At 40.1% G+C, this 21,795-nt stretch carries 18 protein-coding genes; 3 read left to right on the top strand and 15 right to left on the bottom strand.

The window, feature by feature from the left end; genetic code table 11:
* Positions 1–231: 231 nt before the first annotated feature.
* Both FNK51_RS04360 and FNK51_RS04355 read right to left on the bottom strand, forming a co-directional pair.
* Positions 232–1,644 carry a glycoside hydrolase family 18 protein gene (locus tag FNK51_RS04360; RefSeq protein ID WP_141992550.1) on the bottom strand — a complete coding sequence of 471 codons (1,413 nt, stop codon included), beginning with the start codon at positions 1,642–1,644 and terminating at the stop codon, positions 232–234.
* 541 nt (positions 1,645–2,185) lie between these two features.
* Positions 2,186–2,857: an LLM class flavin-dependent oxidoreductase gene (locus FNK51_RS04355; RefSeq protein ID WP_141992549.1), complete on the bottom strand. Its 672-nt coding sequence runs from the start codon at positions 2,855–2,857 to the stop codon at positions 2,186–2,188.
* 335 nt (positions 2,858–3,192) lie between these two features.
* Here FNK51_RS04355 and FNK51_RS04350 point away from each other — a divergent pair, with 335 nt between their 5' ends.
* On the top strand, positions 3,193–3,942 hold the full coding sequence (locus FNK51_RS04350; protein ID WP_098373058.1) for a sulfite exporter TauE/SafE family protein: 750 nt from the start codon (positions 3,193–3,195) through the stop codon (positions 3,940–3,942).
* 81 nt (positions 3,943–4,023) lie between these two features.
* Here the strand turns inward: FNK51_RS04350 and FNK51_RS04345 are convergent, their stop codons facing one another.
* Both FNK51_RS04345 and FNK51_RS04340 read right to left on the bottom strand, forming a co-directional pair.
* Positions 4,024–5,628 carry an ABC transporter permease gene (locus FNK51_RS04345; RefSeq protein ID WP_141992548.1) on the bottom strand — a complete coding sequence of 535 codons (1,605 nt, stop codon included), beginning with the start codon at positions 5,626–5,628 and terminating at the stop codon, positions 4,024–4,026.
* Entirely contained in the window at positions 5,628–6,545 is a 918-nt protein-coding gene (locus FNK51_RS04340) for an ABC transporter ATP-binding protein (protein WP_141992547.1), read from the bottom strand. Before FNK51_RS04340 ends, FNK51_RS04345 begins: the two co-directional genes overlap by 1 nt.
* A gap of 166 nt (positions 6,546–6,711) precedes the next feature.
* On the opposite strand from FNK51_RS04340, the gene FNK51_RS04335 reads away from it, so the two are divergent.
* Positions 6,712–7,299 (top strand): TetR/AcrR family transcriptional regulator, encoded by a 588-nt coding sequence (locus FNK51_RS04335; RefSeq protein ID WP_141992546.1) that lies wholly within the window; start codon positions 6,712–6,714, stop codon positions 7,297–7,299.
* A gap of 47 nt (positions 7,300–7,346) precedes the next feature.
* On the opposite strand, the gene FNK51_RS04330 is transcribed toward FNK51_RS04335, so the two are convergent.
* Entirely contained in the window at positions 7,347–7,868 is a 522-nt protein-coding gene (locus FNK51_RS04330) for a hypothetical protein (protein ID WP_141992545.1), read from the bottom strand.
* A gap of 253 nt (positions 7,869–8,121) precedes the next feature.
* On the opposite strand from FNK51_RS04330, the gene FNK51_RS04325 reads away from it, so the two are divergent.
* Positions 8,122–8,670, top strand: a complete 549-nt coding sequence (locus FNK51_RS04325) for an SMI1/KNR4 family protein (protein WP_141992544.1) — start codon at positions 8,122–8,124, stop codon at positions 8,668–8,670.
* A gap of 93 nt (positions 8,671–8,763) precedes the next feature.
* Here the strand turns inward: FNK51_RS04325 and FNK51_RS04320 are convergent, their stop codons facing one another.
* The 10 genes from FNK51_RS04320 to FNK51_RS04275 all read right to left on the bottom strand — a co-directional run bounded on the left by FNK51_RS04320 (position 8,764) and on the right by FNK51_RS04275 (position 21,712).
* A complete protein-coding gene (locus tag FNK51_RS04320; protein WP_141992543.1) occupies positions 8,764–9,468 on the bottom strand; it encodes a GntR family transcriptional regulator in 705 nt (234 codons plus the stop codon).
* Positions 9,469–9,599: 131 nt separating this feature from the next.
* The gene (locus FNK51_RS04315) at positions 9,600–10,913 is read right to left on the bottom strand and encodes a PTS sugar transporter subunit IIC (RefSeq protein WP_141992542.1); all 1,314 of its coding nucleotides are present in this window, start codon (positions 10,911–10,913) and stop codon (positions 9,600–9,602) included.
* Positions 10,914–11,013: 100 nt separating this feature from the next.
* Positions 11,014–12,423, bottom strand: coding sequence for a glycoside hydrolase family 1 protein (locus tag FNK51_RS04310; protein WP_141992541.1), 1,410 nt, complete (start codon positions 12,421–12,423; stop codon positions 11,014–11,016).
* A 13-nt stretch (positions 12,424–12,436) separates the two neighbouring features.
* The gene (locus FNK51_RS04305; protein ID WP_098373050.1) at positions 12,437–12,748 is read right to left on the bottom strand and encodes a PTS sugar transporter subunit IIB; all 312 of its coding nucleotides are present in this window, start codon (positions 12,746–12,748) and stop codon (positions 12,437–12,439) included.
* The gene (locus FNK51_RS04300) at positions 12,741–13,100 is read right to left on the bottom strand and encodes a PTS lactose/cellobiose transporter subunit IIA (RefSeq protein ID WP_141992540.1); all 360 of its coding nucleotides are present in this window, start codon (positions 13,098–13,100) and stop codon (positions 12,741–12,743) included. The genes FNK51_RS04305 and FNK51_RS04300 overlap by 8 nt, the downstream gene beginning before the upstream one ends.
* 196 nt (positions 13,101–13,296) lie before the next feature.
* Entirely contained in the window at positions 13,297–17,040 is a 3,744-nt protein-coding gene (locus FNK51_RS04295) for a glycoside hydrolase family 3 N-terminal domain-containing protein (protein ID WP_141992539.1), read from the bottom strand.
* A 582-nt stretch (positions 17,041–17,622) separates the two neighbouring features.
* Positions 17,623–19,089, bottom strand: a complete 1,467-nt coding sequence (locus FNK51_RS04290; protein WP_141992538.1) for an aminoacyl-histidine dipeptidase — start codon at positions 19,087–19,089, stop codon at positions 17,623–17,625.
* 39 nt (positions 19,090–19,128) lie between these two features.
* Positions 19,129–19,737, bottom strand: a complete 609-nt coding sequence (locus FNK51_RS04285; RefSeq protein ID WP_181762180.1) for a VanZ family protein — start codon at positions 19,735–19,737, stop codon at positions 19,129–19,131.
* Between the two features lie 236 nt (positions 19,738–19,973).
* Positions 19,974–20,990 (bottom strand): ABC transporter permease, encoded by a 1,017-nt coding sequence (locus tag FNK51_RS04280; RefSeq protein WP_098373045.1) that lies wholly within the window; start codon positions 20,988–20,990, stop codon positions 19,974–19,976.
* Positions 20,987–21,712, bottom strand: coding sequence for an ABC transporter ATP-binding protein (locus FNK51_RS04275; RefSeq protein WP_098373044.1), 726 nt, complete (start codon positions 21,710–21,712; stop codon positions 20,987–20,989). The genes FNK51_RS04280 and FNK51_RS04275 overlap by 4 nt, the downstream gene beginning before the upstream one ends.
* Positions 21,713–21,795 lie beyond the last annotated feature (83 nt).

Here is a 21,795-nt window from a genome sequence, read left to right as displayed (position 1 = left end):
ATTGGAACGTAAGGTGCGAGACTCCTGCGGGAAAAGCGCGTCGAGGGGAGACCCCGCAGGCGCAAAGAGCGCCGAGGAGGCTCCCGGACCGCCCGCGGAAAGCGAGTGCCTGGAGTGGAAATCGACGTTCGAGGTTTTATAAACCTTCATAAAAACTGAGACAGCTTTATAAAAAAAGCTGTCCATCACTATATTAATTATATGTGATCCACGTTGCTGTAAAAAAACACCCTACAGTTTCCGTACAATAAATGTATCCCCAAGCAGTTCCCAATTCTGGGGAAAAGGATAACCAAGTACCCAATAACTGAGACCCCTTGACCTGTAAATCTTCACCAGGTCGAATTTGGCTTTAGCACTGCGTGCATCCTCAAACCAAACTTCATGTGTGCGCCCCTGATTATCTTTGTACCTATAATAAGGTGATTGAGCTATCTCGTCATATTTTATTTCTGCATTATATTGGACGGCGCGTCTGATGGCTTCCTGCATGTCGAAAGTCTCTGCTTCCTGCCCCTCTTCATGAGGAACAAGCCAGTCCCGTGCATAAATTTGAAATCCTATGAAGATTTTATTTGTTGGTATAGCCGTTACGGCATAGTCAAGGACACGCTTTATTTCATTAATGGGAGAGATTGCCTGCGGCGGCCCCTTTCGGTAACCCCATTCATATGTCATCAGCACTACGAAGTCGAGCAGCCGTCCATGAACTGGATAATCATGTGCCTCAACTAATGCTCCCTTTTGATTGGCGCTAGTTTTTGGGGCAAGGGAGGATGACACAAAGTAGCCCTCAGGATGCAATCGATCCACCGCTCTTTGGAGAAAGCGATTATAGAAATCACGGTCCTCTGGTGCTACACTTTCAAAATCGATATTCAATCCACGGTACCCTTTATTTTTCATCGTATTTATGACGTTGGTTAATAATTTTTCCACTAAACTTAAATCGGAAAGTATCGTATGTGCAAGCTGAGTTCCCGCTTCCGTGGCGGAAAAATTCGTTATGCACATCATGGGTATGACGCCAGTTGACTGTGCCGCCCGTATCGTCGGGGTGTCATCTATGACTTCTAAGCTGCCATCTTTCCTCATTCTATAACCAAATGGACTTACGTAGGTCAAATCGTAGGCTACTTCACGTACCTGCTCCGCACCTACTTGCCCGTAAACATTTGTAAAACCATTTACATCAATGATGGGTTTTGGTTTCTGGGGAATCCTTATTATCCGTCCGATATGAATATTAGACGGATCTGTAATCCGATTCATCTGCATAATGGCTTGAACTGTCGTTCCATAACGTCTTGCTATATCATAAAGGGTATCTCGTTCCCTTACGGTATGATAAATAACCGGGATGGTTAGTCTCTGCCCTGGATAGATAGCAGAAGGATTTGTGATGCGATTCGATTGCATGATTTCCTGTACCGTAGTTCCAAACTGATTTGCGATTTTATTTAGAGTATCCCCTTCCTGAACCCTGTACTGAAGATAAGGATCAGGAATCAAAAGTGCTAGGCCAATCACCAGCTTATCTGGATTTTCAAGGCCATTGATCCGAACAATTCTGTTGGTACTGACACCATATTGCTGGGAAATTCCCCACAAAGAATCCCCCCTATTCACCACATGGATTTTCACATGCACTGCCCCACTTTCCTTCAAAATATTCCTTTCATTTTATTCCCTAGATAGCCCTAATATGTTTTTTTGCGATCAACATTCCAGTATTCTTAGTTTTTTCGCTCTTATTGCGTATAACTTTTGTTCCTCATTGTGGAGGAAGGAAATTCAGGATTTGGAATAATAAATACTAATGGTTCTCGTTTAGGTTTTCTTTATGCACCTAATGTAACTTCACCCCCAACAAAAAATAGACAAAATACATTCTGTTGTGTGTTTAGTGGATGGGATTATCCATAGGGGAGGATAAAGTAGAATTAAAATTAGGAGAAACGTATTTATTAGGTGCATACAGAGAATCCAAAGGAAACTCTCTTCAATTCATTGAGGGTTTCATAAAAAACAGTAAAAGATAATCTAGTCTTGTTTTTAAGTTCTCTTTATCTCATTAAAATGAAAAAGACCACCATATGGCAGTCTTTCGTATTTCAGTGTTTTACCATTCACCCAAAGTTCCATACTGCGTCCTCGATTAAGACCCAACATTCCTTGTCCATATTTATTTCTTTATGAACTCTGATTCCAAACGATTGTTTACGTTTTTATAAAAGTCCGGTAATTCTTGTAGTGCATTCCGAAAAGTTAATAGGATCTTATCGATTCCGATCGCTTGAAGTTCCTGGATTTTGATCGCAACCGATTCGTAACTGCCGATTAGCCCCGTCCTGAATCCCTCATTATTGGCTACAAAATCACTAATTGAAGAAGCATTTTTCCACATTCCTTTTGTATCTTTACGGTTTTTAAACTGTGCTATTGCCGTATCGTCTGCGCGTTCGATAATATACTGATATTCGCTTTTTGCCTCCTCTTCCGTTTTTCTGGCAATGACAAAAGCATTAACGGCAAATTTCACTTCACGACCATGCTTTCGTGCTACAGCCTTCACATATTCCATTTGTTCTTGCAACTCTATTATGGAAGCCCCATTCATAAAGTAATAGTCGGATAATTCCCCCGCCATCTCTTGGGAATCCTGTGAATTCCCGCCTTGATAGATTGGTGGATATGGTTTTTGAATAGGTTTCGGTGCCAATATAGCATTATTGATTTGATAATAGTCTCCTTGATAAGAAAAATGATCGGTCGTCCACAATCCCTTTAAAACCTCCAGGTATTCCCTTGAACGTTTATATCGCTCTTCGTGCTTAATCCATTCTATCCCAAACAACGGCTATGACTTTTTCTTTAAATTAAAAATGCTTACCTAATAAGTATAGCCAGTAACAAACAATCCTTCGTTACCTCTATTAATCTGTTAGAAAACCCTCACATCAAAATAAATCAACACCTCAAGATATACACCCGCTTTTTCGGCCCCATTCCTGACTCCTAATCGACAAAAACAACGGGGTGTATCTCCCCATTAAAACACATACCAAACGCGTCGAAGAGAGCAATTCAAGCCTGAAATAACCTGCTTCAAAACAGGGTTCCGCCAAACTCAAACCCGATTGGTATGGTATAATTACAGAAGGGTGAATTTTTGCTTCAGGAGGTTAAATAATGACGATCAGCAGCATCATATTGGTGGTAGGTGCAGTCTTTATCGGCGCCTTGATGCGGACGATGTTCGGGTTCGGTGAAGCGATAGTCAGCATGCCCCTGCTTGCCTTACTTCACATTCCGCTTAATACTTCGGTATCCTTGATTGGGTTGGCAGGTCTTACCGTTGCCTCACTAACTGTCGTTAGCGGATGGCGTCATATCGAACGTTCGGTATTAATCAGGCTCGCGCTTGCAACGGTCATCGGCATACCAGCCGGCCTCGCTTTGCTCCATTACGCACCTTCGATGATCATTACTTCTGCACTCGGTGTTTTTTTGATGGCATATGGAGGATACTCCCTTCTTAAGCAAAAACTTTTCCAGGCTGTGGATAAACCGTTACTCACCTCGAAGGGCTGGGTATGGCCGTTCGGTTTTGCGTCGGGAGTCCTTGGCAGTGCATATAACTTTAATGGGGTGCCGGTCGTCGTCTATGGAACTTTAAGAAGATGGAGTCCGGATCGATTCCGAGGAACATTGCAAGCCCATTTTCTTATATCCGGAATCCTTGTCGTGATGGGGCATGCGCTAGGCGGACTGTGGACAGCCGATTCATTAATTCTCTACGTTTATTCCATTCCAGCCATATTACTGGCGACTGGTCTCGGAATCTTCATGAATAAGCGAATTCCTGCGAAGAAATTCGAAAGCTATTTATTCTTTATCATCATTGCGCTAGGTGTACTATTATTGCTGCCCCATGGCTGAAAACCAATAAAAGCCTGATTTCTCATTGAAACACCGAGAAACCAGGCTTTTTGCAGGATTAATAGAATCATAGTTGAATCGTCAACCCCGGATATCCCGTTTGTTATATCCGATAAAGCCAACAGTCAGTAATACTATGGCTATGATGGTAAGTATGAATACCTTCATGAAGTCCATCTCTTCAATAGGAAGTTTCGGAATATGGCCAAATGGTGTTAGTTTACCCATCCATTCCGGAAATTGAAGCATTCCCCCTAAATAAACGACTAAGATTGAGTATGTCAAGTAAAGCCAAGTCAAGCCAGATAATTTCGGTGCAAAGCCAATAAACAGCACAGCGAGACCAATCATGATCCACATTGCAGGCAGGTAGACCATTGCTGCGCTATATAAAGTGCCGAAAGCAATCCCTTTATCCATCACCGAATTCCCGACTGCCCAAAGACCGATTGCAGCAAGCGTAATCATGAGAAAACCGGCCATGACGGAGATGATAAGATAGCTGCCCATAAGCCTTGTACGTGATACAGCGAGGCTCAGTAAATGTTCAGTACGATTCTTTTTTTCTTCCCCTTTAAGCTTTAACATCGCCATTAAAGGCGGAATGGTGCAAATCATGGAGATGACTGACATCAACATCGTCAAAAATTGTTCTGTCAGCGAATAGCCTTCAACAGGCGTCAATAGTTCGGCCATCATTTCATTTTTTGCAAAAAAGGATTCCAAATCACCTAAAACGGAACCGTAAGATGCTCCCAAAATGAACATCCCGGCTGCCCACGAAATTAATCCTATACGCTGAAGCCTTAACGCAAGGCCAAGCGGACTTTTTAAAAACGTTGAAGCATATTTCCTGCCTGGTTTAGCCGGTATGAATCCAGCTTCCAAATCTCTGATGCCATTCAAATATAGAGATAGGACAACCAAAGTGATTGCCGCACCGATCGTAAGGATGATGGGCCACCAATAATTTTTCACATATACTTCTGAACCTAAAACCCAACCCAATGGAGAAAACCAGGAAAGGGTTTCATTGCTAACGTCCCCAATCGCCCGAATAAGATAGGAGAGAAGCAATACAGTGATGGAATATCCAATCGTACCTCGCGCACTCTCCGTAAGCTGAGCAAATAATGCCGTTATCGCCGAGAAGAAAATACCTGTTGCCCCTAAAGCTGCTCCATACATAAGGGAACCTTCCAAATCCATGCTTTCAATTCCCAGGGCATACAATCCGAAACCCGTTATTATCGCGATCAATGCATTCGTTCCAAACGATACGGAAATGGTTGCAAATAAATTAGCCAACCGGCCAGCCGGCAAAGAACGGATCATTTCGATGCGGCCGTCCTCTTCATCTGCGCGTGTATGGCGCGTAACAAGTAAAATACTCATTATCCCCACGGCCATAGCAGTTAAGAGTAACATTTGATGCGCCATCATCGCTCCGTTTGTATAGTCATCCAGACCGTAACCTTTCCCCACCATCGCTGTCATTGCAGGGTTCCTCATCGTTTCTGCAATGGTTTGCCTTTCTATCCCAGTCGGATACAGATCGGTGAATGCCATTGCAACCATAAATGAAAGGACCGATAGGGAAATTATCCAAACAGGGATCCGAATCCGATCTTGCCGTACGATGAATCGGGAGAGCCTTCCTGTATTATGATAGGACTGGTTCGCCATTATAACGCACCTCCCGCCCCAGTATCAGAAGTCTTCCTTTCGCCCTCATAATGGCTCATGAATAATTCTTCCAATGTAGGCGGCGCGCTTTCCAATTTCACAATTCCAAACTGGCTTATATACTTCATGACATTATCCAATTCATTTGTATCCACTTGGAATGAAAGTGCTTGATCTTTCTTCACGATATCCCGAACACCGTATACATTCCCTAAAGCAGGGATAGGTTGCTTCGTTTCGACAAGCAAGCTTGTTCTCGTTAAATGACGTAACTCATTCAATGTTCCCGTTTCAATTATTTGTCCTTGCCGAATGATGCCCACTTTATCGCATAATCTTTCCACTTCAGAAAGAATGTGACTGGAAAGTAATATGCTTTTCCCTTCATTTTTCGCATCCAGCACACATTCCTGGAAAACTCTTTCCATCAATGGATCTAAACCTGATGTTGGTTCATCCAATATATAAAGGTCGGCATCAGATGAGAAAGCAGCAATCAAAGCAACCTTTTGCCGGTTTCCTTTTGAATATGTCCCGCATTTCTTGGAAGGATCCAAATCGAATTTTTTTATAAGTTCTTCACGTCTGCTTTTATTGTTTGCCCCGCGTAATTCAACAAATAGGTCAATAACTTCCCCGCCTGTTAAGTTGGGCCATAGGTTCACATCTCCTGGAACATACGCGATCCGCTTGTGAATTTCAACGGCATCTTTCCATGCATCCATGCCAAAAATCTTCGCTTCCCCATCCGTCGCTTTTAAAATCCCGAGCAACACACGGATCGTTGTTGATTTTCCAGCACCATTAGGACCGATGAATCCAAACACCTCACCTTTTTTCACTTCAATGTTCACCCCATTTAAAGCGGTAAACTTTCCAAACTTTTTCGTTAAATCCGTTGTTTTCAATACTGACATTCCTCATCCACCTCTTCCTCATTGGATTAAATTCGAAAGAAATTATGAAATATTTTAATTGATTTAGTTCATAATATATAAAATAATAATTCCTGACAATAGTTTATGAACTTATTTTATTGTTCTATTACATATTTTTAATTAAACTAAAGTTGAGGTGAAATAAATGGACGGGTTTCAACGCCGCAGGGAACAAAAAAAACTGAATATACTAGAGGCTGCCTTAGCTTTATTCATGGAGTATGGTGTCCAAAAGATTTCTATTGGAGAAATAGCCAAAAAAGCAAATGTATCTCAAGTAACGATATATAATTACTTCGAAAGTAAACATAACTTGATTCATGAGGTTTTTATTCATTATACAAATAAGGCCTTGGATGAATTTGAACAAATACTTAATAGCAACATGGCTTTCCCTGAGAAAATAAAGCAAATCATGTTTACTAAGAATGAAACTGCGAAACAAATTCATGAAGATTTTTATCAATATTTAATGAGGGAATACACTTCCGGAGTCAATTATATGGAAAAAATATATACAGAAAAGGCACTGCCACGCTTTATCGATCTGTTTAACCAAGGGAAGGAACAAGGATATGTTGATCCAAACTTATCTAATGAAGCGATTTTATTTTTTATAAAAGCGATGACTGAATATATCCAACGGGAAGAGGTTTATCAAAGCATCCTGCCTTTGACTGAGGATATCATGAAGATTTTGTTTTATGGGATAGTCGGAAAAAAAGATGAATGAACCAAAACCCCGGAATTAAAAAAACGGTGTGAATCGATATCTCCAATTCACACCGTAAAATCTTTTTTAAGCTCATTCAATTCCTTTGCCAAAATGGATTTCCTTAATCCTCGTTGGCGAATGAGTTCTTTCATTTCATCTGGACTTTGATAGGAAAGCCTGAAGTGGTAGTAATTAATATGCTCGATGATGGCAAAAACATAAAGAAATAAATACCAATAAATTCCTGATTCAACTGCTTTTAATTGATAAAAAAAGACTACTATTCCTGTGGCTATAAGGAATAGGTTGACCCTTTTAAAGAATAGAAAAATCCGTAATTGCGTATAAGGTAAATGGGCGTAATCGTTTTCTTTTGCCCGTTTCCATTTAAGAAACCAATATAAACTTCCTTGAAGCAAAATAAATTCCAGCAGGACGAACGCATAAACAGATGAAAATGAGGTTAAGTAGGAATCGGTCCAATCATGTTGCATCAGAAACGAAACCCACAGTACAGCAAAAATCACAGTTGCCATCAATTCGCCTGTATATAAATGAAATAATTTTCTTTTCACCCTTTTTTGCATAGATTCCCCTTCTCACCCCTTAATCAGTTTTCCCATCTATAATCTTCTTGAAGCTTAACCCCACCTTATTTTCCCATATATATGTAATATACGATGGACAAAGTTTTCCGTTTCATGAATTCCGCTATAAATTTCTTTTTTCCGTTAAATGAAATTTCCGATGCATATCAATAATCCAATGATAAAATTGGTAATTATTGTTATATTATAATTGGAACTAGTAATAATCATTCGTTATGGAGGGATTAGTGAATTGAGTCATTTTATACATAATACATTGTCGGGACTAAAAGAATTGTTGAATAAGAAAGACCAAATGAAGACAGTATCAAACGAAGGAGAAGTTGGTAACGTTTCGTGTTCTTTTAACGCTCCGATAAAGACAACTGAAGTTGAAATGTTTGAAAGTGAAAACAATATCAAGCTTCCTGAAGACTACAAGGCATTCTTAACACTCCATAATGGGGCAAGAATATATGAATTGATTGATGACGACGGTGTTAATATAGGGAGCGGTCTTCATTTATTTAGTTTAAATGAAGTAAAAGAGGCTCAAGAACTTGAGATTATAGGTGAACAGGGGATTCCGATTGGACATTTATTGGAAGATTGTTTTCTAATATTAGATAAAGAAAAACTAAAGGTCGGGGATCCTAATTACCTTCATATATTGGAGTTTACAGAGCTTTCATCTCTAAATCTTAATTTTGAAATCTTCTTGGACCGCTACATTATTTCACAAGGTGTACCGTTTTGGAGCTGGCCTATATACACAGCTGAAAACTACTATAGAACCAGGTAAAATAAATAAAAAGAGCGATTGCTAAGAAATGCAGTCGCTCTTTTTTTGTTTCGACTCTTCCATTCAGATCCCGAAAGCCTTTTTCAAAGCATTTTAATTCGTGGTCAATGTTAATAGTTTGGCGGAAGTATAATTATATTTCTCAATTGAAAAATCGAAAACGACTCCTGCTTTTAAAAAGACCGTATTTTCAACAATTAAAGTCGGATCTCCTGGTTGCAAGTCCAAAAGCTTTGCATCATCGTCATTTAGTTTCTCACACGAAATGATTTTATCTGCAAAACCAATATTCAGCTTTAAATCTTCGACTATATATTCATAAATGGAACCATTTGCGATTTCTTTATTCAAAATGGGAATGATGTCTTTATTGAAAAAGGACTCTTCTATTACAATGGGTTCACCATTTAAGTACCTAACCCGTTTGAGGTTATAGATTTTGGTTTTCACATTACATTTCATTTGTTCGGCCAATTTTTCATCAGCTTCTATTAATTCCAACTTCAATACTTTACTTGTCATTTCATCCTTTGCAAACTCTTTGGTCAAGCCATTCATATCCTTCATCGAAATACAGCCAGGTCTGGAAAATTCCCTTAGGAATATGCCGCTTCCTTGAACTTGATATATATAACCCTGTTCAACCAATATATTGATTGCTTTTCTTATGGTATTCCTGCTGACATCGAACTTCTTCATCAACTCTTCTTCAGTAGGTAACTTAGTATTTAATGTATATTTTCCATCTAATATTTCTTTCTCCATTTGTTCTACGACCATTCTATACTTTACACCCATATTTCCATATACCTTCCTCTATACATAATGATTTCGAACGTTTTCGAACAATAGTTTAGACTAAAAGAGAGGTTTTCTTTACAATAGTTTATTTCATAACGATTGTAAAGAAACCTCTGTTTCTTTTTAAATCAACTAACTTTTTCAATTGGGGTTTCTTGTTCCAGCGCTACTTTATCAAGCATTTTAACGAATGGGAAATATACCACGGTAGCCATACCCAATATAGCTAGTTGGACGACTGCCCCTTGCCATCCCGATAATAAAAAGCCTGAAATGATTGGCGGGGTTGTCCACGGGACCTGTACCGCTGTAAATGGATGGATAAACCCTAAAATAATTGAAAAATACGTCATCAATACGGCAATGACAGGTACCAAAACGAATGGAACGATCATTATAGGGTTAAATATGATGGGTAGCCCGAAAATGATTGGTTCATTAATATTGAATAAACCTGGAACCAGCGACATTTTAGATAACTGATTCACTTGCTGTGATTTAGCGACAAGCAGCGCTGCTGCAATTAAACCTAATGTTATGCCCGCACCACCGAATTTCGCGTAAATATCCACTAGCTGAACCGTAACGATTTTTGCATTTCCGCCTACGGCCAACGTGTTACCGGCATCTATGACAGCTTGATTCGCCAAGGCATTTGAAGTTAAAATAGGTGCCATGATTCCCATGACGATATTCGGACCGTGTAATCCAAACCACCAGAAAATGGAGATTAATGCCATGATAATGATGATTCCAGGTAATGTATCTGATAGATTTTGCATGGGGATCTGTAATACTTTATAAATGATTTCAGTCATTGATACGCCTTGAATCTTATCACAAATGAGGAAAATGAACATCGATAATAACATGATCACAAATCCAGGAACTAATGCCGAGAAGGCATTTGAAACACCAGATGGCACGCTTTCCGGCATTTTGATCCTGATATTTTTTTTGATGAACCATGTGTAGATCGCACCGACAGCCAACCCTACCAATATGGATGTTATCATCCCTTGTCCGCCTGTCCAGGCTTTAGGAATGACTCCGCCAACCACTTCCCCAGAAGGACTTTCAACAAATGAATTGCTGAGAATCAAAAATGAAATGATACCGATTATCCCTGCTGGAACGGCTTCAATATTGCTTGTTTTCACATAGGAGTAAGCGATTCCAAAAACGGCTATGAGAGCAAGAATGTCAAAAGTGGCTCCTGTAACTTGATTCAATGGCACCATCCAATCTGCACCAAATAAATTAGCCATGATTTCATTCCAATTCTTGATCGGCAGGTTTGCTATTAATAAGAAAATGGAGCCAATAAGTGTCAATGGCATCGTAAGTACGAAACCATCCTTAAGTGCGACGGTTGCTTTTGCATTTGAAAATTTCATGAATGCAGGCATCATTTTCTCGAATAGTTTTTCGATACGCGACATAACTACCCCTCCTAGTCAATAGTGAATAATCCTTACTAAGTAAGACTGACCTTATCCTGGAAATAGATTAGGTCAGTCTTTTTCATGATGACTGAAAGCGTTACAGCTCTTCTCCTCTTGTTTCAATAATGTGCTTATACCAATGGAACGATAACTTCTTCTTCCTTTCCAAATTATTTTTATGATCCACGTAAATAAAACCGTATTGTTTTTTATAGCCGTTTAACCAGCTTAATAAGTCAATGACTGACCAAGCATAATAGCCTTTTAAGTTAATTCCTTCACTTATTGCACTTTTAATCACTGTTAAATGCTCTTCAATATACTTGATTCTTGGGACATCGACAATTTCACCATCTATGATCGGATCTTCGTCGCCTAAACCATTTTCAGTGATATAAAGTTTTACATCGCCATAACGTTCCTTCAGCATCCTTAAGCCATCCAAGAACCCCTCAGAAGAAATTTCCCAGCCCCATTTTGTATATACTTTATCCTCCATCATGACCGTTCTGTATACACCGTCGAATGATGGGTTGCCAGGTTTTCCGGTCGCCTTATCACGATCAATTTTCGTGCTTTCAATCGTTCCATTAATTTTGGCTACCCTTGCTGGCTGATAATAATTCAAGCCCATGAAATCATTGTAATCAGCCGTATCCTTCAACAAAGTCAACTCTGCTTCTGTCCAATCAGGTGTCAGGCCTTTTTCCTTTAAGGCATCCACTACATAACTTGGATATTCCCCTTTTAAAATCGGATCATAATACCAAAATGTTTGATAGTGATTCGCATGCATCGAGGCAAAAATATTTTCTTCTTTGCCGTCAATGCTAAAAGCGGGGTTAAAAACATGTGTTATGCCAATTTCGCCGAATTGCCTTAAGTTTTTATAGATTTGAACGGCTTCAGCATGAGCCACGAATACATTATGAGTAGCTTGAAAGTATTTTTTTTGATCGTTTACAAGTCCTGGTGGATGGGCTCCATTCAAATATCCTAATGTGCAGAATACAACGGTTTCATTAAAAGTTATCCAATGTTTAACCCTGTCACCGAAAGCCTCGAAACAAACCTCGGCGTATTTAGCGAATGCACGTATCGTTCTTTTATTCACCCAGCCCCCGTCCGCTTCTAAATTCTGTGGTAAATCCCAATGGTATAGTGTAACGAACGGGACGATTCCATATTTCAAGCATTCGTCTATGACATTATTGTAAAATTCGATTCCTTTTTCGTTTATTTCACCGTCACCGTCCGGGATGATGCGCGCCCAGGAAACTGAAAATCTATAAGACTCCAATCCCATTTCTGCCATTAGTTTTATATCTTCTTTATATCTATGGTAATGATCAATCGCTACATCACCGTTTGTATTTTCGAATGTTTTACCTGGAATCTTTGAAAAGACGTCCCAATTACTCAGCCCTTTTCCATCTTCATTCCAGGCACCCTCCACTTGATATGATGCAGATGCAGCTCCGAATAAAAAGTCTTTTGGAAATTTCATGTTGTACCTCCCACTATTGCTTTTTCACTAGATTCAATGCGGTTTCTAAAACCTTCTTGCCGTTCATCATGCCGTAGTCCATTGTATTTATCACCTCGACAGGAACAGATTTCGGTTCGCAAACGGCTTTTGCTTTAGACAGAAGGAACTTAACTTGTGGTCCTAATAGAGCCACATCAATTGAATCTGCGATCTGTTCCAATTCAGATTCTGGATATGCATTGATTTCTACTTCCAAACTATTTGCTTGAGCTTCTTTTTTCATTTTTGTCACTAACATACTTGTTGACATTCCTGCCGAACAAAACAAACCGATTTTAACCATTTTCATTTCCCTCCAATTTTTCTTTTAATGCATTTATATCTTTTTGCATCGAAATTAGATTGTTTAATAGTTCTTTCACTAGAATGGCATTCATTAAATGATCCTGAGCATGAATCATTAAGATGCCAATATCCGTTTTGTTTCCATTTGCCTCATTTGTTATTAATCTAGTTTGGGCTTTATGTGCTTCTATTAAGGCTGCTTCCCCTTGATGTATCAATTCCTCTGCTTCTTCATATTTATGGTCCCGCACAAGGGAAATCGCTTGATAAAAGTTGGATTTGGCATCTCCCGCTCCAGCAATCAAGCCAAATATGATCATCTGTACATCTTCTTCAGAAGTATAAGGCATCTATAATACCCCTCCATTTCATAAGAATGATTTATATTTATTGGTACAAATTCATTGGTATGAATATAGTATAAAACGTACACACAGAAATGTAAACGCTTATATTCTATCTATTCAAATAATTTCTTGCGTTTTTATTCAGCAACAAAGGAAGCCAATCTTTTTGATTGGCCCCTTCCTTCAATCTTGGTGTTCATTATCTTTGCCATTGGTAAGTAGCCACGGATTTGGCCGGCAGCTCACCCTTGATTTGTTCACCCTCGCTAATGAACTTGAATTTTTGAGGTTCATAGGATTGATTGATAACTATAGATACAAGTGTCTTTTGGTCAGGACTTAAGAATGTTACATTTGTAACCGTATCCGAAGAACCATAATCACTTTCAACACGAGTGAACCCTGGCTTAACAAACTTGGAGAAATGCCCAGTTAAATAATATTCCGGAGTCAACCAGTAATTATCCCTATCAGCTGAATCTTGAATCAATAGTGTAGGATCCGGCTGACCCACCCATTGATGCGTTTGAATGTCGCTATCCAGCATGACCACCCAGGAATTATAACTCCTCGCCCAGTTTCTCATGTATTGCGCAATTCGATCCGCGCCATACGTTCCCCAAACTGCACGCTCCGTTAAATACACGTTTTTCTGTGGGAATAAGTTGTGTAATCTAGTCATTTCAGACAAGGATCCGCCGTAATCGTGGAAAGCCGTACCATCTAAAGCATCATAGGCTCCCTTATCTTTTAACAATTGTTCCGCGTATGCTCCTGTATCACTTGGGTTATGATCAAATCCCCAAAGTTTTACATGCTTGAAACCGTTGTTATCGAGCTCTTTTCTTAGGAGTGCCGCTAATTCCGCTGCCTGGCTGTAAGGCATATTGGTACTCGGGTACTCAATCTCCAGCATCGGTTCATTTTGCAAGGTCATTGCACTTATATCGATTCCCTGTTTCTTATAGGCTTGAAAGTATTTCAAATAATATTTTGCCAGGATTGGCAGGTATTCGTCTTTCACATGTCCTTTGATCATGCTGTCAGACGTTTTCATCCAGCCTGGAGGACTCCATGGGGAGGCAAAGAATGTAACATCCGGATTGATTTCCTTAATTTGTTTTAACGTTTCAATAATCTTATAATCAATATCCTTTTGGATTGAAAAATGCTTCAGATTGACATCCGTTTTCCCTGGCGGCATGTCGTCATACGTATAAAATTTCTGTGCCGTGAAGTCAGATGTGCCAATCGTTGTTCGAATAAGGCTCATTCCGATGCCTTTATCCGGATCTATCAATTTATCGAGAACTTCCTGTCTCTTATCAGGGGACATTTTCGTCAAATTATGAACGGTCGACTCATCCATTGAAGAACCGATTCCCAATATGCTTTGGTATTGTTTGGTCGGATCAATGTTTATGGTGGTAAGATTGGATGCATCCGGTTTGGTGATATCCATTTTTTCCTGCTTGGATAACTTCTTATCATCTGGTTGATACCTAGAATCAAAGTACCAAGCAACATCACTTGGTTCCCGTTCATTCGTGATCCATGATTCAACTGCCTTTGCTTTAATAACTTCTGCGGGTACATCCTCAGTCGGAGGAGGTGTTGCCGGAATATTGCCAACCCGCTTAAAATCGAACCAGTTTAAGTTCAATGATCCCTCGATATATTCAAATTTGATCTTTTGTTTACCCTTCTTCAAGATGACGCCATCAACCGTAGATGTGTCCCAATTTTGCCATCCTCCAGTGGATCCGACTCGTAACTTACCAAGCAGCTTCTTTTCTTCGCTAACGATATTAATCCCGGTTTGACCACTTAGATTGGCCGCATAACGAAAATCGGCTTGATAAAGGCCATCCTGTTCAACATTTATTTCGTACTCCAACCAATCTCTTGCATCCGCATACCCCATATTTAATGACTCTTCAGATGAATTTTCCGTTTGCAATCCGTATTGGGCGGCAAAATCCTCTGCTTCAATTTTCCCTGGTACTTTTAAGCCAGGCTTTTCAGGGAGCTCTGGTTTTTCAGGCAGCTTTGGCGTGGCCTGCTTCTTCGTCAGACCATATCCATAATTAAACATAAAATGATCCTTTTTGTTTTCCCTATTTTCATAGGCTTCCAAATAGAAAGGCCAACTGACTGGCAATTTACCTGAAAATTCCTCACCACCGAGCAAGACATCTGCAACTCCTGCACCCTCAGTACCAGGAAGCCACGCTGCAACCAAACCTGACCAATCTTTCATTTCATCCGTAATGATCATCGGCCGGCCAGATACTAATACGACAACGATCGGAATATTCGGATCTGCCTTGCGGACATTCTCCAATGTTAATAGATCCATTCGATTTAAATGAAGATCAGTGGCATCACCATCAGTTTCTGCATATGGTTCTTCACCTACAACAACGATAGCAACATCATTTCCTTTTGCTCCTCTTCCATGTTTGTTATAAGTGATTTTCTTTTGTTTTCCACCAACTTCTTTTAATCCTTCTAGAATAGTCGTACCCTCAGTCGTATCACCTGATTTCCCTTGCCATGATATCGTCCAGCCACCCGACTGCTTTCCGATATCATCAGCGCTTCTGCCTGCCACAAATATTTTGTCCATTTTCTTTAATTGAGAAAGAATCGGTTTACCATTCACTTTATCATTTTTTAATAGGACTAGAGATTCACTGACGGATTGACGCGCTATTTCCCTGTTCTTTTCAGACCCAAATGACTTAGCCAACTTTGGATCTGTCATTGGTTTTTCAAAAACACCAGACTCAAACTTGACCCGAAGAATCCGTGTAACGGCATCATCTAGCCTTTTTTCTGAAATTTCACCTTCATTCACCAGTTCTTTTGTAAGTTTAAGTGTCTCTTTCCAGTTTTCAGGCTGCATCAACATATCGACCCCAGCATTCACTGCCACTTCAATCTGCTGCTTTAACCCGGAAACCGCATTCCCATTTTGATCCTTCGTGATTTGCTGTATCCCATACCAATCAGAAATGACAAATCCCGTAAAGCCCATATCCTTCTTCAATACATCGGTAAGCAGCCGTTTGTTCGCATGCATTTTCAACCCTTCAATACTATGAAAAGAAGCCATCACCGTTCTGGCCCCTGATTCAATAGCCTCCTCATATATCTTCCTGTCATTCTTAAGTATCTCTTCTTCTGTATACTCAGTCACATCACCTTGATTGACTCCGCCTTTTGTATATCCTTCACCAATGAAATGTTTAGCGGTAGCTAAAACATTTTCCGTTTTCTTAAGGTTTTTGCCTTGAAGCCCGTCAATATAGGCTGCACCCATGTTGGCAACGAGTTTTGAGTTTTCTCCAAACCCTTCATACGTTCTTCCCCATCGGATGTTTTGGACATTGGCCATTGTAGGGGCAAACGTCCAATTCACGCCTGTAGATTTGATTTCTGATGCGGCAGCATGTCCAATTTTCTCTATTAATTCTGTATTCCTAGTGGCACCTAAACCAATATTATGCGGGAAAATGGTAGCGCCTTTTACGTTATTATGACCGTGGACAGCATCTGCTCCATATAATAGTGGAATGCCCAATCGGGTAGAAACAGCTCCGGATTGATATGAATCCACTAAGTTTGACCACTTTTCACGGGTGCTGTTTTCCTCCTTTCCATCCGGAAAAGAACCTCCCCCGCTTAATACCGAACCTAATTTATATTCCTTTACATCATTTGGGGTTACTGAGGCTCGCTCAGCCTGGATCATCTGACCGACCTTTTCATCGATTGTCATTCGTTTTAACAAATCTTTGATTCTTTCTTCATCAGGTGCCTTCTCGTTCATATATAATGGTTTCCCTGCTTGCTTCGCCTTGACTGTTCCTGATATATTCCCGACGAACAAAGTAAAGGTAAAAATACACAAAATTATTATCGTAATGGTTTTTCTCATTTTTCTCCTCCATTATTTGATTTAGATTACTTTTTGCTTCTGATCCAGGTAAATCTCAAAACGAAATGAAGATGCATGTCACCCCCTTTAAAGAAAGATATGAAATATGTATCTGCTAATCTAAAACTCAGAAGATGATGATCGGATAAAAAACAGAATGTTCTGAATTCAAAAACTACTCTTCATTAATGACTTCCATCCTTAATTAAAGGGAATTCTGGCATTTTTAATTCAGATTGATAAGTATACATTAAATTCATTGGTATCAATTTATAGGTACAAGTGAATTATATAGCGTTTACATAAAATTGTAAACGCTTTTTTCACTTGCAGATCAAGTCAACAAAACAGGATAATATCTGCCTTTGATAGACTGGTTCTCTTTAATGGCTCTTTCTTACTCTTTCTAAAATTAATAAAACTTCAATTATATTTTTTACTAGGCTTATGGAATTGAACATGTTCCATATCCTCGTGCTGTTCCTTATTTCAACAAAAAAAAGAGACATCAAATCGTTTACGATAGGATGTCTCAAAATCTATTCAATTATCATTTTACCTGTTCCCCAAACTTGCAGTTGTTTATAAATCCTTCATTCTCTTTAATGTGTAAACAAAGTATTCCCAGTTGTTTATGGTCGAAGGGATGCTTAAGTGTTCTTCAGGTGTATGTACGGAAAACATATCCGGTCCGATTGAAACAGTATGCAATCCTGGTATCTTATCTATGAATACTCCACACTCGATCCCTGCATGTACTGCGATGATTTCAATATCTTCATGATATTTTTCTTTGTATGTCTCTTCAAATAATTTCTTGAGTTTCGAATCAGGATTATAGGGCCATTCCGGATAATCCGCGTCAACCAATAGCTCGCACCCAAGCATGTCGGCAATCGCCTTTGCTTGCGTGACCATATTATATTTGATGCTTTTGACCGAACTCCTGATTTCACTTTCGAATATCATTTCCGCTTCATTTGTTGTAACGACACCTAGATTCGTCGAACTTTCCACTAATCCTTCTATTCCCATGCTCATTCCTTGAACGCCATGCGGGATTACCAGTAAGGAGGTAATGGCTTTTGTCACCGTCTCTTTGGAAAAAACGGTTGAAGAAACGGTTTCAATCTTTTCAAACCTGATCGATACTTCAGGGTCGGAAGATTGCAGTTCATTTTTATAAGTATTTTCCCATTGCTGGAGTCTCTCCGTTATCTTCTGAACATCTTCTGCATGAATCAGTACAGTTGCCTCTGCTTCACGAGGAATTGCATTCCCTTTCAGGCCCCCGTTCATTTGCTGTATGTAGCAAGGGAAGTCTGTCGTTAATCCATGTAATACTCTGCCCAAAAGTTTATTGGAGTTCCCTCTTTCCTTATGGATGGACATACCGGAGTGTCCGCCCTTCAACCCTTTAATCCTGATGTTATAAGATACAGCATCAACAATAGAAGCCAATTCCCATCCGATTGGCAGGACCTGCCGAACGCGTATTCCTCCTGCAGAGCTGACCAGCAGCTTTCCATCTTCCTCCGAATCGATATTGATCATCATTTTTCCCTTGAAGTGAGCCGGATCCACGGCAAGAGCACCGTTCATTGTCGTTTCTTCTTCAGTCGTTATGACTATCTCAAGAGAAGGATGCGGAATATCATTTGCATCCAATAATGCCAAAGCATACGCAACAGCAATTCCATTATCCGCCCCCAATGTTGTATCCGTCGCATACAACTTGTCTCCCACAATCCTTAATTGAAGCGGATCTTTCTCAAAATCATGAAGCGTACCCTTGTTCTTTTCGCAAACCATATCCATATGCCCCTGGATAATGACGGTAGGTGCACTTTCATATCCAATTGTGGCAGGCTTTTTGATGATGACATTCAGCGCCTCATCCTGGATCACCTCCAGGTCCCTATCCTTAGCGAAGTGAACCAGATAGTCACTGATCGCTTTTTCATTAGCCGATCCTCTCGGGATTTTGGAAATGGCTGCAAAATAATGAAACACCGGATGGCTCGATAATTCTTCTAAAGTGCTATACATGGAAATACACCCTTTCATTTAAAATATTTGTACTGCCTCTCATCCTTTTACTTTTCCAGAACGGAACACTGCTACTCTCGTGAACAATGGATACAGAACGTACCCCAGATAAACACCACTCATATTCAGGATAAGGTCATCGACATCCAAACTTCCGCGCCGAAAAACAAACTGACAGATTTCGATGCTCGAAATCGAAAGTAATGGATAAAGCAATTTCCTTTTAGCGGAGGGCTCTTTCCCTTCCCTGGACAACAAATACAGCCCGAATGGAATGAACAGCCCCACATTGGCGCTAAGGTTATAAAATGACACAAGCCCGTTCATTTCGTTCGATAAATATAAAAGAATCGTAGAAAAAGGAATCAAATTATACGAATATACCTGCCCTTCCGGTCGAAAGAACAGTAAAACCAATAATGATAAACTGTAGCCAAACAATACTGCCTGCCATAAAAGGCGTGGAATTCGGACCGTTTCACCTCGAAAAAAAAGAACCGTAAACGAAACGAAAAGAAGTATACAAAACCAGACAACGATGATTACTAAAGGATTCAAATATAATCGGAGCTGAAGGAAAAAAGGCAAACCGCACAAAAACAATGCTTGCGACAGCAAAAGGGAAAGCATGACCGATTTTAGAGACATATAACTCCCCCCTTCTATTTCTTTCCAAATCATTGCATATGCTTATATCCTAGGACAACTTTAAGAACCCGTCAATAAACTGCATTAACCTGTCAGTAGAAAACCGTCCGTCGAGGGGACGCTTTTTCGAATATATCAACCGATGGGAAGGATAATTCGGCCTACTTCCGGTAAAACAAAAAAGCCGGTTCCCCATGTTCGGGAATCCTGCTTTTTTGTTTAATGATAAGTTCATTTTATAGTGCACGGTACTTTTTCAAACTAATAATATTGATGGTGATAAAAACGGCTGCAAATGCAAGGAGAATGAGGAGATCCAGTAATACCTCATTGAACGTGAAGCCTTTATACATAATGCCGTTCATGGCATCCGAGGCGTAATAGAGAGGCATGATCTTGCCGATTTTTTGCAGCCAGTCTGACATTCCATCCAATGGGAAAATCCCTGTAAAGAAGACTTGCGGCACGATGACCAGTGGAATGAATTGTACCATTTGGAATTCAGATGTCGCGAAGCTCGATAATAATGTACCAAGCGATAATGCAACGAGCGCGACCAGTATATTGGTCAGTAAAACGAGCCAAATGGAGCCAACAAGGACGATATCCAATACATTGACAGCATATAGTACGACAATTATGGTTTGAACGAGAGCAAATAAGCCATATCCGATCACATAGCCCGCTACAATTTCGTATCTTTTAATCGGGGTGGCAAGCAGCCGTTCCAATGTACCACTTGTCCGCTCTTTCAAAAGCGCAATCCCCGCTATTAAAAATACAAAGAAGAAAACGAAAAAGCTGACGAGCATCGGACTGAAAGTATCAAAACCCTTTGTGCTGGCATCCCCGTATACATATTGCTTCTCAATTGAAGGAGTGTTTTTTTCATTCCCTTGCAAAGCCTGCATCATTTGCATTTGAATGGCCTTTGCACGTGATGGTTCGTCGTTCAATAGTGTCAGTTTCATTTTGCCATTTTCAACATGCAGCCAGCCATCCGAATCATTTTCAATCATTTTTTCCTGTGAAAATTCCTCAGCAGCCGTTACTTGAAAATCCGCTTGTTTCAATGCTTTGACCATGGTTTCATCACTGCCTGTAACAACGAGTTTCAAATCACTTGCTTCTGTATCGAAAATAAAATACATGAGCGTTAAAATGAGCAATGGAGCCAGGAAAAATAAAGCGAGTGTCCTTCGATCCCGGCGCAGCTGCTGTGTAATTCGAGTAACTAGAGAGGCAATTCTCATTTTTGGCCACCTCCAATCCTTAAAAAAACATCATCAAGCGTTTCCGCGGCAAATTGTGTTTTTAAAGCTGCCGGGGTTCCTGCCGCGATGATTTCACCTTCACGCAGCATCGCCAGTTTATCGCATCGTTCCGCTTCATCCATTACATGCGTCGTGATGATGATCGTCTTATGATCTTCATTACTTAAACGCTCAAGTTCCTGCCAAATTGATTGTTTCAGCAAAGGGTCTATTCCTACTGTCGGTTCATCCAAAATGAGAATCGCCGGATTTTGGATGAGTGCAACCGCCAGTGACAGACGGCGTTTCATTCCCCCGGAATAATGCGCAACCCGAACATTCAAGTCATTCGTCAACTGTACGATTTCAGCTGCATATTGAATGCGTTCCCTTCGTTCCTTTTTCGAAAAACGATATAGCTTCGCAAAAAATTCGAGATTTTCAGCTCCCGTCAGTTCTGTATATAAAGCATCGGACTGTGCCATATAGCCGACATCCATTAACAGTGCTTCATTTGGCACTTCATGATCCAGAACTGTGACTTTACCCGCATCGGGCTTAATCAATCCGACAATCATTTTAATCAAGGTCGTCTTTCCGCATCCGGATGGACCTAGCAAGCCAAAAATTCCGCTTTTTTCAATATTCAGGCTCAATGGCTGAATGACCTTTTTCTGATGAAAACCTTTGGCAATTCCTTCAATGGAAATCGCGTTTTTCAATGTACACACATCCTCCCTCTTTAATTAACACGGTGTTGAGTGTATCATCATTCTAAGGCAGCATTTGGTCTAATACAATCAAC

It is taken from the genome of Bacillus sp. B4EP4a, assembly GCF_006680105.1.
In the GTDB taxonomy this organism is placed as follows: Bacteria; Bacillota; Bacilli; order Bacillales; family DSM-1321; genus Peribacillus; species Peribacillus simplex_E.
Note: the sequence above shows the minus strand (reverse complement) of the source record. Positions and strands in the feature narration are given on the sequence as shown.

Excerpts from the sequence above, each read along its gene's own strand:
- FNK51_RS04295 (WP_141992539.1), bottom strand. The coding sequence starts at position 17,040 with ATGAGAAAAACCATTACGATAATAATTTTGTGTATTTTTACCTTTACT.
- FNK51_RS04320 (WP_141992543.1), bottom strand. The coding sequence starts at position 9,468 with ATGGGTGTAAAGTATAGAATGGTCGTAGAACAAATGGAGAAAGAAATA.
- FNK51_RS04305 (WP_098373050.1), bottom strand. The coding sequence starts at position 12,748 with ATGGTTAAAATCGGTTTGTTTTGTTCGGCAGGAATGTCAACAAGTATG.
- FNK51_RS04330 (WP_141992545.1), bottom strand. The coding sequence starts at position 7,868 with ATGCAAAAAAGGGTGAAAAGAAAATTATTTCATTTATATACAGGCGAA.
- FNK51_RS04300 (WP_141992540.1), bottom strand. The coding sequence starts at position 13,100 with ATGCCTTATACTTCTGAAGAAGATGTACAGATGATCATATTTGGCTTG.
- FNK51_RS04335 (WP_141992546.1), top strand. The coding sequence starts at position 6,712 with ATGGACGGGTTTCAACGCCGCAGGGAACAAAAAAAACTGAATATACTA.
- FNK51_RS04285 (WP_181762180.1), bottom strand. The coding sequence starts at position 19,737 with ATGTCTCTAAAATCGGTCATGCTTTCCCTTTTGCTGTCGCAAGCATTG.
- FNK51_RS04280 (WP_098373045.1), bottom strand. The coding sequence starts at position 20,990 with ATGAGAATTGCCTCTCTAGTTACTCGAATTACACAGCAGCTGCGCCGG.
- FNK51_RS04290 (WP_141992538.1), bottom strand. The coding sequence starts at position 19,089 with ATGTATAGCACTTTAGAAGAATTATCGAGCCATCCGGTGTTTCATTAT.
- FNK51_RS04350 (WP_098373058.1), top strand. The coding sequence starts at position 3,193 with ATGACGATCAGCAGCATCATATTGGTGGTAGGTGCAGTCTTTATCGGC.
- FNK51_RS04315 (WP_141992542.1), bottom strand. The coding sequence starts at position 10,913 with ATGTCGCGTATCGAAAAACTATTCGAGAAAATGATGCCTGCATTCATG.
- FNK51_RS04340 (WP_141992547.1), bottom strand. The coding sequence starts at position 6,545 with ATGTCAGTATTGAAAACAACGGATTTAACGAAAAAGTTTGGAAAGTTT.
- FNK51_RS04345 (WP_141992548.1), bottom strand. The coding sequence starts at position 5,628 with ATGGCGAACCAGTCCTATCATAATACAGGAAGGCTCTCCCGATTCATC.
- FNK51_RS04310 (WP_141992541.1), bottom strand. The coding sequence starts at position 12,423 with ATGAAATTTCCAAAAGACTTTTTATTCGGAGCTGCATCTGCATCATAT.